Source organism: Agrobacterium sp. CCNWLW32 (assembly GCF_037083425.1).
Taxonomy (GTDB): domain Bacteria; phylum Pseudomonadota; class Alphaproteobacteria; order Rhizobiales; family Rhizobiaceae; genus Agrobacterium; species Agrobacterium radiobacter.
In genome coordinates this window covers 616,593-631,323 of record NZ_JBAOJM010000002.1, presented here as the reverse complement: position 1 = coordinate 631,323, position 14,731 = coordinate 616,593, and the positions used below count along the sequence as shown (strand labels likewise).

General features: G+C 59.5%; 15 protein-coding genes. 6 read left to right on the top strand and 9 right to left on the bottom strand.

Annotation, left to right across the window (positions count from 1 at the left end; genetic code table 11):
* From V6R85_RS06990 to deoA, 5 genes are read left to right on the top strand one after another with little or no spacing between them, the layout of a single operon-like run.
* Complete coding sequence (locus V6R85_RS06990; protein WP_003514401.1) at positions 1 to 972, top strand: ABC transporter permease; 972 nt, start codon at positions 1 to 3, stop codon at positions 970 to 972.
* A gap of 19 nt (positions 973 to 991) precedes the next feature.
* Positions 992 to 1,381 (top strand): cytidine deaminase, encoded by a 390-nt coding sequence (locus V6R85_RS06985; RefSeq protein WP_019564546.1) that lies wholly within the window; start codon positions 992 to 994, stop codon positions 1,379 to 1,381.
* On the top strand, positions 1,381 to 2,181 hold the full coding sequence (locus tag V6R85_RS06980; RefSeq protein ID WP_003514406.1) for a purine-nucleoside phosphorylase: 801 nt from the start codon (positions 1,381 to 1,383) through the stop codon (positions 2,179 to 2,181). The genes V6R85_RS06985 and V6R85_RS06980 overlap by 1 nt, the downstream gene beginning before the upstream one ends.
* Before the next feature lie 2 nt (positions 2,182 to 2,183).
* On the top strand, positions 2,184 to 2,957 hold the full coding sequence (gene deoC / locus V6R85_RS06975) for a deoxyribose-phosphate aldolase (protein WP_087743167.1): 774 nt from the start codon (positions 2,184 to 2,186) through the stop codon (positions 2,955 to 2,957).
* A complete protein-coding gene (gene deoA / locus V6R85_RS06970) occupies positions 2,954 to 4,270 on the top strand; it encodes a thymidine phosphorylase (RefSeq protein ID WP_111833791.1) in 1,317 nt (438 codons plus the stop codon). Before deoC ends, deoA begins: the two co-directional genes overlap by 4 nt.
* Here the strand turns inward: deoA and V6R85_RS06965 are convergent.
* The 9 genes from V6R85_RS06965 to cyoA all read right to left on the bottom strand — a co-directional run bounded on the left by V6R85_RS06965 (position 4,263) and on the right by cyoA (position 13,110).
* Positions 4,263 to 4,784, bottom strand: a complete 522-nt coding sequence (locus V6R85_RS06965) for a TIGR02281 family clan AA aspartic protease (RefSeq protein ID WP_162687137.1) — start codon at positions 4,782 to 4,784, stop codon at positions 4,263 to 4,265. The two genes, deoA and V6R85_RS06965, sit on opposite strands and share 8 nt — an antisense overlap.
* A gap of 133 nt (positions 4,785 to 4,917) precedes the next feature.
* Complete coding sequence (gene upp / locus V6R85_RS06960) at positions 4,918 to 5,547, bottom strand: uracil phosphoribosyltransferase (RefSeq protein ID WP_003493096.1); 630 nt, start codon at positions 5,545 to 5,547, stop codon at positions 4,918 to 4,920.
* A gap of 97 nt (positions 5,548 to 5,644) precedes the next feature.
* A complete protein-coding gene (locus tag V6R85_RS06955) occupies positions 5,645 to 6,622 on the bottom strand; it encodes an adenosine deaminase (RefSeq protein ID WP_111784749.1) in 978 nt (325 codons plus the stop codon).
* Positions 6,619 to 7,839: a phosphopentomutase gene (locus V6R85_RS06950; RefSeq protein ID WP_099085759.1), complete on the bottom strand. Its 1,221-nt coding sequence runs from the start codon at positions 7,837 to 7,839 to the stop codon at positions 6,619 to 6,621. Before V6R85_RS06950 ends, V6R85_RS06955 begins: the two co-directional genes overlap by 4 nt.
* A 113-nt stretch (positions 7,840 to 7,952) precedes the next feature.
* Complete coding sequence (locus V6R85_RS06945; RefSeq protein WP_162695471.1) at positions 7,953 to 8,714, bottom strand: SURF1 family protein; 762 nt, start codon at positions 8,712 to 8,714, stop codon at positions 7,953 to 7,955.
* A 168-nt stretch (positions 8,715 to 8,882) separates the two neighbouring features.
* The gene (gene cyoD, locus V6R85_RS06940; protein WP_003507255.1) at positions 8,883 to 9,275 is read right to left on the bottom strand and encodes a cytochrome o ubiquinol oxidase subunit IV; all 393 of its coding nucleotides are present in this window, start codon (positions 9,273 to 9,275) and stop codon (positions 8,883 to 8,885) included.
* On the bottom strand, positions 9,275 to 9,898 hold the full coding sequence (gene cyoC, locus V6R85_RS06935; RefSeq protein WP_111833790.1) for a cytochrome o ubiquinol oxidase subunit III: 624 nt from the start codon (positions 9,896 to 9,898) through the stop codon (positions 9,275 to 9,277). The genes cyoD and cyoC overlap by 1 nt, the downstream gene beginning before the upstream one ends.
* A gap of 5 nt (positions 9,899 to 9,903) precedes the next feature.
* The gene (gene cyoB / locus V6R85_RS06930; protein WP_112958529.1) at positions 9,904 to 11,907 is read right to left on the bottom strand and encodes a cytochrome o ubiquinol oxidase subunit I; all 2,004 of its coding nucleotides are present in this window, start codon (positions 11,905 to 11,907) and stop codon (positions 9,904 to 9,906) included.
* Positions 11,908 to 11,979: 72 nt separating this feature from the next.
* Positions 11,980 to 13,110 (bottom strand): ubiquinol oxidase subunit II, encoded by a 1,131-nt coding sequence (gene cyoA, locus V6R85_RS06925; RefSeq protein ID WP_111833788.1) that lies wholly within the window; start codon positions 13,108 to 13,110, stop codon positions 11,980 to 11,982.
* A gap of 249 nt (positions 13,111 to 13,359) precedes the next feature.
* Between cyoA and V6R85_RS06920 the strand changes: the two genes are divergently transcribed.
* Entirely contained in the window at positions 13,360 to 14,688 is a 1,329-nt protein-coding gene (locus tag V6R85_RS06920; protein WP_003507259.1) for an MFS transporter, read from the top strand.
* Positions 14,689 to 14,731: the final 43 nt, after the last annotated feature.

The following is a 14,731-nucleotide window of genomic DNA, read 5'->3' as shown; positions in this document are numbered from 1 at the left end:
ATGGATTTCTTCGATATGCTGGTCAGCATTCTCGGCTCGACCGTCCGTCTCACCATCCCGCTTCTGTTCACGGCGCTTGCCGGGCTTTTTTCCGAACGCGCGGGCGTGTTCGATATCGGCCTTGAAGGCAAGATGCTGGCGGCAGCCTTTGCTTCGGCTTGTGTCGCCTATCTCACCGCAAATCCCTGGGCCGGCCTGCTTGCGGGCATTGCCGTCTCCATCCTGTTTTCGCTGATCCACGGCTTTGCCGTCATCACAAATCGCGGCAACCAGATCGTGTCGGGCGTGGCGCTCAACTTCATTGCCGCCGGTCTGACGGTGGTTCTGGGGCAGGCGTGGTTCGGGCAGGGCGGGCGCACGCCGCAATTGCCGGGCGAAGGCCGTTTCGCACCGATCATCCTGCCCGGTGCGGATGCGATGCGCGAAGTGCCTTTCATCGGCCCGCTCTACGCCAATGTCATTTCCGGCAACAATATCCTGACCTATCTCGCCTTTCTGGCGGTGCCGCTGTCCTGGTGGGTGCTTTACCGCACCCGTTTCGGCCTTCGCCTGCGCGCGGTGGGTGAAAATCCGGGCGCGGTCGATACGGCGGGCATTTCGGTGACATGGATGCGTTACCGCGCCGTCATCGTTGCCGGCTTCCTCTGCGGTTTTTCGGGCGCCTATCTCGCCGTTGCGCAATCGGCGGCCTTCATCGCCAACATGTCGGCCGGCAAGGGCTATATCGCACTAGCCGCGCTGATCTTCGCGAAATGGAAGCCGGTGCCGGTCATGTTCGCATGCCTGCTCTTCGGTTTCCTGGATGCTTTCGCCAACTTCATGCAGGGCAAATCCGTGCCCGGCATCGGCGAGGTGCCGGTGCAGATTTTCCAGGCCATGCCCTATATTCTGACCTGCATCCTGCTTGCCGGTTTCATCGGCGTCGCCAAGCCCCCCAAGGCCGGTGGCGTTGCCTATGCGAAGGAGCGTTAAATCCATGTCCCGTGAACCAATGTCCCATCAGTTGTTCGAGGCAGCGGTGGAGGCCATGGCCTTTGCCCATGCGCCCTATTCGAAATTCCCTGTCGGTGCGGCAATCCGCGCTGAAGACGGTAAGATCTACAAGGGCGCCAATATCGAGAACCTCTCCTTCCCTCAAGGCTGGTGCGCCGAGCCTTCGGCCATCAGCGCCATGATCATGGGTGGAGCAAAGAAGATAAGCGAGATCGCCGTCATCGCGGAAAAGCTTGCTCTTTGCCCGCCCTGCGGCGGCTGCCGGCAGAAGATCGCCGAATTCGCCTCGCCAGACACCAAGGTCTATCTCTGTGACGAAACCGGTGTTCAGAAGGTCATGACCATGGATGAACTTTTGCCCTTCAGCTTCAAGACCGAGCTGCCCTGATGCCGGATACGCTGATCGATATTCTGGTGGAGCGTCTGAATGGCCTGATGCCGCGCATCGCCATCGTGCTGGGCTCAGGCCTGGGGTCGCTTGTGGACGAGGTCAGCGATGCGATCCGCGTGCCCTATGCCGAACTTCCCGGTTTCCCTGCAAGCGGCGTTTCTGGCCATGCGGGCGAGTTGGTGGCCGGATATCTTGGTGGCGAGCCGGTGATGATGCTGTCCGGCCGGGTGCACTATTACGAAAAAGGCGATCCGGCCGCCATGCGCGCGGTCATTGAGGCGCTCGCCGGTCTTGGCGTGCAGTCGCTCATCCTCACCAATTCTGCAGGCTCGGTCAGGCAGGACATACCGCCCGGCTCGGTCATGCAGATCACCGATCATATCAATTATTCCGGCATGAACCCGCTGATTGGCGAAGAGAGCGACAACCGCTTCGTCGGCATGACCACGGCTTATGATCCGGACCTGATGCTCGCCATGCGTAATGCCGCGATCCGCGCGACGGTGCCCTTGTTCGGCGGCGTCTATATGTGGTTTTCCGGCCCGAGCTTCGAAACGCCGGCGGAAATCCGCATGGCGCGGCTGCTGGGTGCGGATGCCGTCGGCATGTCCACCGTGCCGGAAGTCATCCTCGCCCGCTTTTTCGGGATGCGCGTTGCCGCCGCATCGGTTATTACCAATTACGGTGCCGGCATGACTGGCGCTGAACTGAGCCATGAGGAAACCAAGGACATGGCTCCGGTAGGCGGCAAGAGGCTTGCCGCCATCTTGAAAGAAATGATCGCAGGAGGAGCGTGACCATGGAACTCCAGCGTCCGCGCGAAGCGGCTGCCCTGACACTATCCTTGCTGGACCTGACCAACCTCAAGGAAGACTGCACGCCCGAGCAGATTGCTGCTTTGTGCCAGAGGGCTCATACCGAATACGGCAATACCGCCGCGATCTGCATCTGGCCGCGTTTCGTCGCCCAGGCGCGTGCCGCTTTCGGAAAAGACCATGCGATCCGTATCGCCACGGTCGTCAATTTTCCGTCGGGCGATCTGGATGTTGCGACCGTGGTGGCGGAGACCGAGGCGGCTATCCGCGACGGTGCCGACGAAATCGATCTGGTCATCCCCTATCGTAAGTTCATAGCAGGCGATGAAACGGCTGTTTCCGAGATGGTGGCTGCCGTACGCAAGGTCTGTGTCGCACCCGTTCTTCTCAAGGTCATTCTTGAAACCGGCGAGCTGAAGGACAAGGCTCTCATTCGTCGTGCTTCCGAACTCGCCATTGCCGAAGGTGCCGATTTCATCAAGACCTCAACAGGTAAGGTCGCCATCAACGCCACGCTGGAAGCCGCCGACATCATGTTGCAGGCGATCCGCGACAGCAGGCAAAAGGTTGGCTTCAAGCCCGCTGGCGGCATCGGTACGGTGGAAGACGCCACGCTTTATCTGCGGCTGGCGGAAACCATCATGGCGCCCAACTGGGCCATGCCGTCCACCTTCCGTTTCGGCGCTTCCGGCGTCCTCGACGACGTATTGAACGTGCTGGCTGGCGGTGAGCCGGCCAAGGCTGCCAGCGGGTATTGAGCTTGATCCCGCAGGAAATCATCCGCCGCAAACGCGATGGCCTGTCTCTGGAACCGCAGGAGATCGCCGCTTTCATAAGCGCGCTTTCGAAAGACGGCATATCGGAAGGCCAGGCGGCGGCCTTTGCCATGGCGGTGTTTTTCCGCGGCATGAACCGGGACGAGATGGTGGCGCTGACGCTCGCCATGCGCGACAGCGGCGATGTTCTGTCCTGGAGCGATATCGGCAGGCCGGTGGCGGACAAGCACTCGACCGGCGGTGTCGGCGACAATGTCTCCCTGATGCTTGCTCCCATCGTTGCCGCCTGCGGTCTCGCCGTGCCTATGATCTCCGGCAGGGGTCTCAGCCATACCGGCGGCACGCTGGACAAGCTGGAGGCGATCCCCGGTTATAACGTCATGCCGGACGAGGCGCTGTTTCGCCAGACGGTGAAAACGGTCGGCTGCGCCATCATCGGCCAGACGGGCGATCTGGCCCCCGCCGACAAGCGCCTCTATGCCATCCGCGACGTGACCGCGACGGTGGATTCCATACCGCTGATCACCGCCTCCATCCTGTCGAAGAAGCTTGCAGCCGGGCTGCAAACGCTGGTTCTGGATGTGAAGGTCGGCAACGGCGCTTTCATGCAGAGCGTGGAGGATGCCCGCAATCTCGCCCGCGCGCTGGTCGATGTGGCGAATGGTGCGGGCTTGCCGACGACGGCCCTGATAACCGACATGAACCAGCCGCTTGGCGATGCCGCAGGCAATGCGGTCGAAATCGTCAATTGCCTGGATTTTCTGGCTGGTCGCAAGGCGGGAACCCGTCTCGAAAAGGTCGTACTCGCTTTCGCTGCAGAAATGCTGGTGCAGGCCGGAAGCGCGACTACGCTGGATGAAGGCGAGGCGCTCGCTGTGGCCGCTCTTTCGTCCGGCCGGGCGATGGAGGTCTTTGCGCGGATGGTTTCAGCACTCGGCGGGCCTTCGGATTTCGTTGAGCGCGCGTCTCATTACCTGCCGTCCGCTCCGGTCATTCTCCCTGTTCCGGCTCCGCACAGCGGCTGGCTCTCATCCTGCGCGACGCGCGATCTCGGTATGGTCGTCGTGGAGCTTGGCGGCGGCAGAAGAAAACCGTCGGATACCATCGACGCTGCGGTCGGTATTTCGGACATCCTGCCGCTCGGCACAAAAGTAGAAAAGGGCGAACCTATCGCCCTCGTCCACGCGGCTTCGAAAGAAGAAGCGGAACGCGCCGCCGAAAGGATTGCGGCCTGTTACGGGATTGGGGACTCTGTGACAGAGACCGGCAACGTGGTTCTTGAGCGGATTATCTGACCAGCCGCATTTCGCCGTTCGACACCTTGAATGACGACAATTGCTTCAAAAAGCTCATGCCGATCAGCATGTTGCTCAGCGCATTGTCTTTGAGCACCATGGCATCGACATTCTGGACACGGATCGTGCCGATTTCTACCCGGTCGAGCTTCACATAGGCCGCCATGGTCTGGCCGTTGGCGGTCGAGATCGGATATTTGAAATCGAGGCTGTTGACGCCGAAACCGAGCCGCCGGGCGATCGTTTCGTTGATGGCGACCGTGGAGGCGCCTGTGTCGACAAGCCCGTCGAAAGATTTGCCGTTGATACGGAAGGTGGCATTGAAATGACCGCGCGCATCCGCCTTCAGACTGACGCTGCCCAGTGACACCGGCTGCGGTTTGGCAAGTTCGGTGGTGGCATCGGATTTTGCCGCGCCGGTTTCCGGGCGTGGCTGAAATTTTTCCATCAGCGCCGGGATCTGCGTGGCGCTGACCGAAAGACCGACAAGCAGAAAAATCGCACGCGCCAGCAAGTGATTGCTCCTAATCGCAAGGTTTATCCACATGCAGCATAGGCGCAAAATATGCTGAAATCTTAAAAGAAAAAGCCATCCGCCGCGTTGCGTGCGGCGAATGGCTCAAGCGGTTAAGCAATGATGAACGGTATTACTTGGTGCCGTACATGCGGTCGCCGGCATCGCCGAGGCCAGGAACGATGTAACCCTTTTCGTTCAGCTGCTTGTCGATTGCGGCGGTGTAGATCGGCACATCGGGATGCGCTTCACGGAAATTCTTGATGCCCTCGGGGGCGGCCAGCAGACACAGGAAGCGAATGTTCTTCGCACCACGTTCCTTCAGCTTTTCCACGGCGGCAATCGAGGAGTTTCCGGTTGCCAGCATCGGATCGACAACGATGATAAGGCGCGCATCGAGACTTTCGGGGGCCTTGAAGTAATATTCGACGGCCTCCAGCGTATCGTGATCGCGATACACACCGATATGGGCAACACGCGCCGAAGGCACGAGTTCCAGCATGCCTTCCAGCAAGCCGTTGCCGGCGCGCAGGATGGAGGCGAAAACCAGCTTCTTGCCCTCCAGCACCGGAGCCTCGATGGTTTCGAGCGGCGTATCGATGGTTTCCATCGTCATTTCAAGGTCGCGCGTCACTTCATAGCAGAGCAGCGTCGAGATTTCCCTGAGCAGGCGGCGGAAGCCGGCCGTCGAGGTTTCTTTCTTGCGCATGATGGTAAGTTTGTGCCGCACCAGCGGATGTTCGATGACTGTGACGCCGTCCATGAAACTGGCCTTCCTTTTTTATCTTGTGTCCTTGTCATTCACCGAAAGTGCGCTTTTCGCAAGCCTTCTTCGCGGTTTTACCTCGCGAACCGCAGCGTCACGCACAATCGAGTTTTGCGAGCAGCTGGTTGCGCGTTTCCTCGTCCACGAAGGCGCATTCCAGCGCGGTTCGGGTCATGCGGTTGATCTCGGCATCGCTGAAACCGAACTCGTCCGCGGCCAGCGCGTATTCCCGTGCAAGCGAGGTGAAAAAGAATGGCGGATCGTCGGAACTGATGCAGACGCGCACCCCCGCGTCGTGCAACGCTTTGAGTGGATGGCTGCCGAAATCGGGATAAACGTCGAGTGCGATGTTCGATCCGGGGCAGACCTCCAGAACCGTTCCCGTCTCGACCAGCCGGGCGATGAGGCCGGCATCTTCGATGGCGCGCACGCCATGGCCGATGCGGGCTGGTTTGACGAGATCGAGCGCATCGGCAACGCTTTCAGGGCCGCAAACCTCGCCCGCGTGAATGGTCAGCCCGAGACCCGCATCGCGGGCGATATCGAAGGCGCGCGCATAATCGGCGACGCGACCCATGCGCTCCTCGCCCGCCATGTTGAAGCCGGTCACCAGTGGATGCCGGGCGCGTGCTGCATATTCCGCCGCTGCGATCACCCGTTCAGGACCGAAGTGGCGCTCGCCGGTGACGATGATGCGGGTCTCGATGCCGGTCTTTTCTTTGGCGATCCTGATGCCCTCGGCAATGCCGGCGAGATAGGCGTCTGCACCGAGCCCGATGCGGTCACCATGGTCGGGCGAGACGATCAGTTCACTATAGATCGTGTTGGCCTCGGCAAGTTCAGTCAGATAGGTTTCCGTCAGAACCGCGTAGTCTTCGTCCGTCTTGAACACCTGCGCCACCGCATCGTAGCACTGGATAAATTCGGCGAAATCCGACCAGACATATTGGCCATCGCGCAAAAAGCCGCTGGTGTCTATGCCGTATTTCTCCGCCTGTCGTGCGACAAGCGCGGGCGATGCCGCCCCTTCAAGATGGCAGTGGATTTCCGCTTTCAGCAAATGGGATGTCAAATGAAGCTCCTGCCGTGTGAACCGGCCTCGATGCCAAGATGGTGGGCGATGCTTTCGCCGATATCGGCGTAGCTTGAACGGATGCCGACATCACGGGAACGGATACCCGGTCCGAATGCCATGATCGGCACCCTTTCCCGCGTATGGTCGGTGCCCCGCCATGTGGGGTCGCAGCCGTGATCAGCGGTGAGAAGGGCGATATCGCCAGGCGCCATCTTGCGATGGATTTCGGGGATGCGCGCATCGAAGGCCTCAAGCGCCGCCGCATAACCTGCAACGTCGCGACGATGGCCGTAAAGCATGTCGAAATCGACGAAATTGGTGAAGACGAGATCGCCGTTTTCAGCTTCGTCGATGGCCTGCAACGTTGCGTCCATCAGGGCGCTGTTGCCATTTGCCTTGATGACGCGCGAGATACCCTGATGGGCATAGATATCGCCGATCTTGCCGATCGCGTGCACCTTGCGGCCGGCCTCCACAAGCCTGTCGAGCAGGGTCGGTTCCGGTGGCAGAACGGAAAAATCGCGGCGGTTGCCGGTGCGTTCGAAGGTTGCGACCGTTTCGCCGATGAAGGGGCGGGCGATGACGCGGCCGATATTCAGCGGATCTAGCAGCTTGCGCACCGTCTCGCAGAGCGCGATGAGCCGCTGCAACCCGAAATGTGTTTCATGCGCGGCTATCTGGAATACGGAATCGGAAGAGGTGTAGCAGATCGGCTTGCCGCTCCTGATATGCTCCTCGCCGAGCTTCGCGATGATCTCTGTGCCGGAAGCATGACAATTGCCGAGAATGCCGGGAATATCGGCTTGCCCGCAAATGGCCTCCACCAGATCGGGAGAAAAGGCGTCGCCCTCCGTCGGGAAATATCCCCAATCGAACGTTACCGGCGTGCCGGCGATCTCCCAATGGCCGGAAGGCGTATCCTTGCCTTTGGAGATTTCACTGGCGGAACCGTGAAGACCGAAAATACGCTCAGGCGGTTCCATGCCCGCGGGAATGTCGCCGCTTGCCTGTTTCGCGATCTCCAGCAGGCCGAGCGAACACATGTTCGGCAGTTTCAGCGGACCGGAGCGAAGCCCGGCTTTGTCGGCAGCGCCTGCGGCACAGAATTCCGCGATATGGCCAAGCGTGTTCGCGCCAAGATCGCCATAGTGTTCCGCATCGGGTGCACCGCCGACACCGAAGGAATCCAGAACGAGAAGAAATGCTCTTGCCATAACTCACCGAAACAAAATGCGCCGACGGGCAATGTCAGGCCGAACTGTCGTTATAGATCAGCAAAACGTGAAGAAGGAAGTGCTTTTATGAACCATCCGGTAAAACCGGCCGTTCAATCCTCGCCCCGTTTCGGTTTGGGAGCGTTGAGATTGCGCAGGACATACCAGCCCGCGGCCACCACCATGGCCGCCAGAATATACCACGTAACGGCATAGGAGAGGTGGTTGTTGGGGAAGGTGAGCATGGTCTTGCCGCCGACCGGCAGGCCGTCCGGATTGGGTGTTGCGTCGGCGTCGACATAGAACGGCGCGACATCGGAAAGGCCGGATGCCTGCGAAATCTGAGGAATATTGCGGGAATACCAGCGGCCATTTGCCGGATCGTTGGTGCGCAGGAAAAGCCCGCCGGTTTCGGGCGCGCGCATCAGCCCGGTGATCTCGACGTTGCCGGCTGGTTCGCCTTCCCGGCGGGAGGACGGGTCACGCCTGTCGGACGGCACGAAGCCTCGATTGACGATGATGCTGGAGCCATCGTCGCGCTTGAGCGGCGTCATCACCCAATAGCCGGGACCGAGGTCTGTGACCGTATAGACCTGAACCTCCCTGTCGTTGAGGAAGGTGCCGGACAGTTTCACACGGCGATATTCGTATTCCGCGGGGTCTTTGAGGGCTGGCCATTCGCCGGCGGCAGGGGCATCGACGGGGTCGGCATGGGCGCGGGCTTCGATGCGCTCGATAAGATCGAGCTTCCAGGAAAGGCGTTTGACCTGCCATGTGCCGAGCACCAGCAGCAGACCCGTCAGGACAACGGTCAGAAACAGAACGATGATCGCGGCGGGGCGGATACGCCGGTTGTGGGGTGTGGTGTCACTCATGTCACGGTCCTTGCGAAGGGCGGCTGGCGGGAAAGGCCATCTGCTTTGGCGTCCACCGGGGGCTTCCTCCAGCAAATAACCCCATAAATCGCACCGGGATTCATGGGGTTATGTGTTGGCGCGGAACGCGGCCCGCCGGAAAACCGGCAGGCCGCTGATATCTGCTGCTCAGGGCAGGTTCTTCACATCCTCGATGTGCAGCGGCATCATGTTCTTGTTCATGTTGTACATGACCCAGAGCGAGCCGGAGAGCGTGATCAGGAGCACCACGACGGTGAAGATCAGCGCCATGAAGGTCCAGCCGCCTTCGGACTTGGTGTCCATGTGCAGGAAGTAGATCATATGCACGAAGATCTGGATGACGCCGAGACCCATGATCGCGATGACCAGCAGGGTCTTGTTTTCAAGAACGTCGCCCATGACCAGCCAGAAGGGGATCGCCGTCAGGATAACCGACAGGATAAAGCCGATCATGTAGCTCTTGAACGTGCCGTGGCTGGCGCCATCATGATGATGGTCGTCGCCATGCGCGTCGTGATGTGCGTGTGCTTCGGAACTCATCAAAGAACTCCCATGAGGTAAACGAAGGAGAAGACGCCGATCCAGATGACGTCAAGGAAGTGCCAGAACATCGACAGGCACATCAGGCGGCGTTTGTTTGCCGCGATCAGGCCATGCTTGGTAACCTGAACCATCAACGTGACGAGCCAGATGATGCCGAAGGTGACGTGCAGTCCGTGCGTACCGACCAGCGCGAAGAAGGCTGACAGGAACGCCGAGCGCTGCGGGCCGGCGCCTTCCGCGATCAGGTGGTGGAATTCGTAAAGTTCCACGGCAAGGAAGGCGAGGCCGAAGAGACCGGTGACGCCGAGCCAGACCAGCGTGGTCTTCACCTTCTGCTTTTCCATTTCCAGCATGGCGAAGCCATAAGTGATGGAGGAGAAAAGCAGGAAGCCGGTATTGATCGCCACCAGCTTCAGATCGAACAGGTCGGCGCCCGAAGGGCCGGCCGCGTAGTTGCGGCCGACAACGGCATAGGTGGCAAACAGCGTTGCGAAGATGAGGCAGTCGCTCATCAGATAGAGCCAGAAGCCCAGCGAGGTGCCGTTCTCCGGGTGGTGGTCTTCCTTCAGGTAGAAGACCGGTTCAGCGCCGTCGACGCTTTGTGCAGGTGTATGAGCCATATTCGTTACGCCTGTTCAGCAAGCAGCTTCGTACGTTCCGCCTCGACCGTCGAAACGTCGGAGGCAGGAATGTAGTAATCGCGATTGTAGTTGAAGGTATGGGCGATGGAGACCGCGATGATGGCGAGCATGGACAGAGCCGCCAGCCACCAGATGTGCCACACCAATGCAAAGCCAAGCACGACGCTGATGGCGCTGATGATTACGCCCGCACCGGTGTTCTTCGGCATATGGATCGGGATGAAGCCTTCCTTGGGACGGTCGTAACCGCGCTTCTTCATGTCCGCCCAGGCGTCGACATCATGCACAACCGGCGTGAAAGCGAAGTTGTAGGCAGGCGGAGGCGACGAGGTCGACCACTCCAGCGTACGCCCATGATAGGGATCGCCTGTCACGTCACGGAGCTGATCGCGCTTCAAGAAGCTGACGATGAGCTGGATGACGAAGGAAGCGATGCCAAGCGCGATCAGGAAGGCGCCGAAGGCTGCGATCAGGAACCAGATCTGGAGCGAATTGTCTTCGAACTGGCTGATACGGCGGGTCACACCCATCAGGCCGAGAATGTAGAGCGGCATGAAGGCGAAGTAGAAGCCGATGAACCAGAACCAGAAGGACAGTTTGCCCCAGAACGGATCCAGGCGGTAGCCGAACGCCTTCGGGAACCAGTAAACGATACCCGCAAGCACACCGAACACCACGCCACCGATGATGGTGTTGTGGAAGTGGGCGATGAGGAACAGCGAGTTGTGGAGCACGAAGTCCGCCGGCGGAACAGCGAGAAGAACGCCGGTCATGCCGCCGATGACGAAGGTGATCATGAAACCGATCGTCCACAGCATCGGAACGTCGAACTTGATGCGGCCCTTGTACATGGTGAAGAGCCAGTTGAAGATCTTCGCACCGGTCGGGATCGATATGATCATCGTGGTGATGCCGAAGAAAGCGTTGACGCTTGCGCCGGAACCCATGGTGAAGAAGTGGTGCAGCCAAACGATGTAGGCGAGGATGGTGATGACACCCGTCGCATAGACCATCGAGGCATAACCGAAAAGACGCTTGTTGGAGAAGGTCGAGACGATTTCCGAGAAGACGCCGAAGGCCGGCAGCACCAGGATGTAAACTTCGGGATGGCCCCAGATCCAGATGAGGTTGACATACATCATCGGGTTGCCGCCGAGATCGTTGGTGAAGAAATTCGTGCCAACGTAACGGTCAAGGGTCAGAAGGGCGAGCGTGCCGGTCAGGATCGGGAAGGATGCCACGATCAGGATGTTCGAACACAGCGACGTCCAGACGAAGATCGGCAGGCGCATCATGGTCATGCCAGGTGCGCGCATCTTGATGATCGTGACGATCAGGTTGATACCAGAGAGCGTCGTGCCCACACCGGCGATCTGCAGACCCCAGATGTAATAATCCACACCCACGCCCGGACTTCCATCAATGCCGGAAAGCGGCGGATAGGCAAGCCAGCCAGTCTGCGCATATTCACCGATGAACAGCGAGATCATGGTGATGACGGCGCCGGCCGTGGTCATCCAGAACGAGAAGTTGTTGAGGAAGGGGAACGAAACGTCGCGGGCGCCGATTTGCAGCGGCACGACGAAGTTCATGAGACCGGTGATCATCGGCATGGCCATGAAGAAGATCATGATGACGCCATGGGCCGTGAAAATCTGGTCGTAATGGTGCGGCGGAAGATAGCCTTCCGATCCGCCGGAGGCGATCGCCTGCTGGACGCGCATCATGATGGCATCTGCGAAACCGCGCAACAGCATGACCAGCGCCAGAATGATGTACATGATACCGATCTTCTTGTGATCGATGCTCGTGAACCATTCGTTCCAGAGATAACCCCATAGGCGGAAATAGGTAAGCGCGCCGACGACGGCGATGCCGCCCAGAGCCACGGCCGCGAAGGTCGCGACAAGAATGGGCTCGTGAAGCGGGATGGACTCCCATGTCAGCTTCCCGAACAGGAACGACGTTTGATCGGAATTGACGATCATTTTAGCCTCTTGCGATTCGAAAACGTAAATTCGGCGCGGACAGGCCGCGCCGCAGAATGCCGGGACGTATCGTCAGCCAGCGACTTGTTTCTTTTCCGGCAGCGCCGCAGGCTCGAAAGTCTGACCTTCGATCGCAGCCGGAGTGGATTGGGGGCCGCTGGCGACGCCGTAAGGCGCAAGCGGTGTACAGACGACGGAGTTCAGCGCCTTGGCGATGTCGATGCCTTCCTTGCCGCCGCCGCCATTGGCGTCGATATGCATCATGTCGCGCATGCAGAGCTTGTTCGGCTCAACGCAGCGGTTGAGGATGGCGCTGTAGAGCTCCGGATCGACCGAAGCGAAATATTGCACCGGCTCACGCTCGGAAGGCTTGGCGAATTCCAGATATTCCTGCCGGCCAAAGCCCTTGCCGCCTTCCTTCGCCTTCGCAACCCACTGGTCGAAGCCCTGCTGACTCAGACCATGGAACTTGAATCGCATATGGGAGAAGCCCGGGCCGGAGAAGTTGGCCGAGAAGCCGTCGTAGACGCCTTCCTTGTTGATGACCGCATGCAGCTTGGTCTGCATGCCGCCCATGGCATAGATCTGGCCCGCAAGCGCTGGAACGAAGAAGGAGTTCATCGCGGTCGTACCGGTGATCTTGAAATTGATCGGAACATCAACCGGAGCGGCGAATTCATTGACGCTGCCAATGCCGAGTTCGGGATAGAAGAACAGCCACTTCCAGTCCATGGCCACCACTTCGACGGTGATCGGCTTGGTCTCGGCGGTTACCTGGCGGGTCTCGTCGATACGCTCCAGCGGGCGATAGGGGTCGAGACGGTGGGTGGAAATCCAGGTCACGGTGCCGAGCATCAGGATGATGGCGACCGGAGCCGACCAGATAACCATTTCAAGGCGCGTGGAGTGGTGCCACTCGGGATCGTAGTCTTCGGCTTTCCCCGATTCGCGATACTTCCATGCGAAGAACAGTGTCAGGGCAATGACCGGGACGATGATGAGCAGCATCAGAACCGTGGACGTGATGATAAGGTCGCGCTGCTGGATGGCGACGTCGCCCGAAGGGTTCATCACCACGAGGTTACAGCCGCTGAGCAGCAGCAGAGCCGGGATTGCCAGAAGGGCGGATAGGATTTTTTTGATCGTGCGCACGTTCTTTGAACTCGTACAGTTTGGATTATGCCGCGAATAATTGCCGAACATCATTTTTCAAATGAGGTATATTGTCGCGGTGCAGCGAAACCTTCGCGATGCACCATGTCTCGGGCAGAGCTGCGTTTGAAGGCGGAGCGCGTGCATTATCGCATGGTCGACCGACTGGGCAACCCTTTATTGCCAAACTTCAATTGACGTTACGTAGGGTGCGTGTGACAATCCGTCGCATCGTAACGCAACGGAAGAGGAGCCGGCGCGTTACAGGAAATGGTTCGTCCATGACGCAGGAGGGATATTATGAGTTATACGAATGCTGCTCCATCCTTTGGGCAGGCGCCGGAAGCGAACGGACATGGGGCCGGTCCCGTCAAGGTCGATCCGGATCGCATTACGATTGCAGTCATTCTCGCGAGAATGACGGAGTTTTTCGACTTTTTCATCTATGCCATCGCCTCCGCGCTCGTTTTCCCGCATGTCTTCTTTTCTTTCGTCGATCCGCTGACGGCCACGCTCTATTCCTTCGCGGTTTTCTCATTGGCCTTTATCGCAAGGCCGATCGGCTCGCTGATCTTCCTCCAGATCGACCGAAAATTCGGGCGCGCCGTGAAGCTGATGGCCGCCCTCTTCACGCTCTGTGGTTCCACCATGGCGATCAGCTTTCTTCCGTCCTATGCGGAAGCAGGCGTGCTTGCTCCCTGTCTTCTGGCGGTATTCCGCATCGGCCAGGGTCTTGGCCTTGGCGGCGCTTGGGACGGTCTAGTCTCGCTGCTCGCCATGAATGCGCCGCCGAAGCAGCGCGGCTGGTACGCCATGATGCCGCAGATCGGTGCGGCCATGGGCTTTGGCCTCGCCAGCGCCTTCTTCATCGTCTTCGTCACGCAGCTTTCCAATGCGGAATTCCTCGCCTGGGGCTGGCGTTTCCCCTTCTTCGTGGCGCTGGCGCTCAATGTTCTCGCACTGTTTGCCCGTCTTCGCATGATCGTGACGCCGGAATTCCAGGCCATGCTGGAGCAGCATGAGCTGGAACCGCGCCCGATGTTCAAGATGCTGCGTTCGCAGTTTCCGGTGGTCGCCACCGGTGCCTTCGTGCCGCTGGCGAGCTTTGCGCTCTTCCATCTCGTCACGGTCTTTCCGCTGAGCTGGGTTTCGCTCAACACCAGCCAGCGTGTCTCGGACTTCCTGTTCGTGCAATTCGTCAGCGCCATCATCGCCGGCGGCATGATCGTGGTTTCAGGCATACTGGCCGACAGGATCGGCCGGCGGAAGCTTCTGGCTGTCGCGGCGGTGCTGATCGGCCTCTTCAGCCTCGTGGCCCCCGTTCTCCTGAGTTCGGGCGATATCGGTCGCTATCTGTTCGTGCTGATCGGCTTCTCGTTGCTTGGCCTGTCCTTCGGTCAGGCGGGCGGCGCACTCGCCTCCCGCTTCAGTCGCGAGTACCGTTATACCGGCGCATCGCTCACCTCGGATATTTCCTGGCTGATCGGGGCCGGTTTCGCACCGCTGGTCGCACTCGGATTTTCGTCCAAATTCGGCCTTTTCGCGGTTGGCATCTATCTGATGTCGGGCGCTCTTTGTACCCTGATTGCCCTCTGGTTCAGCCGTACGCTGGATATGCCGTCGGAGTGATTTCGGCAATTTAAAAATCCCTGCAGCCATCGCGCCGCGGAAT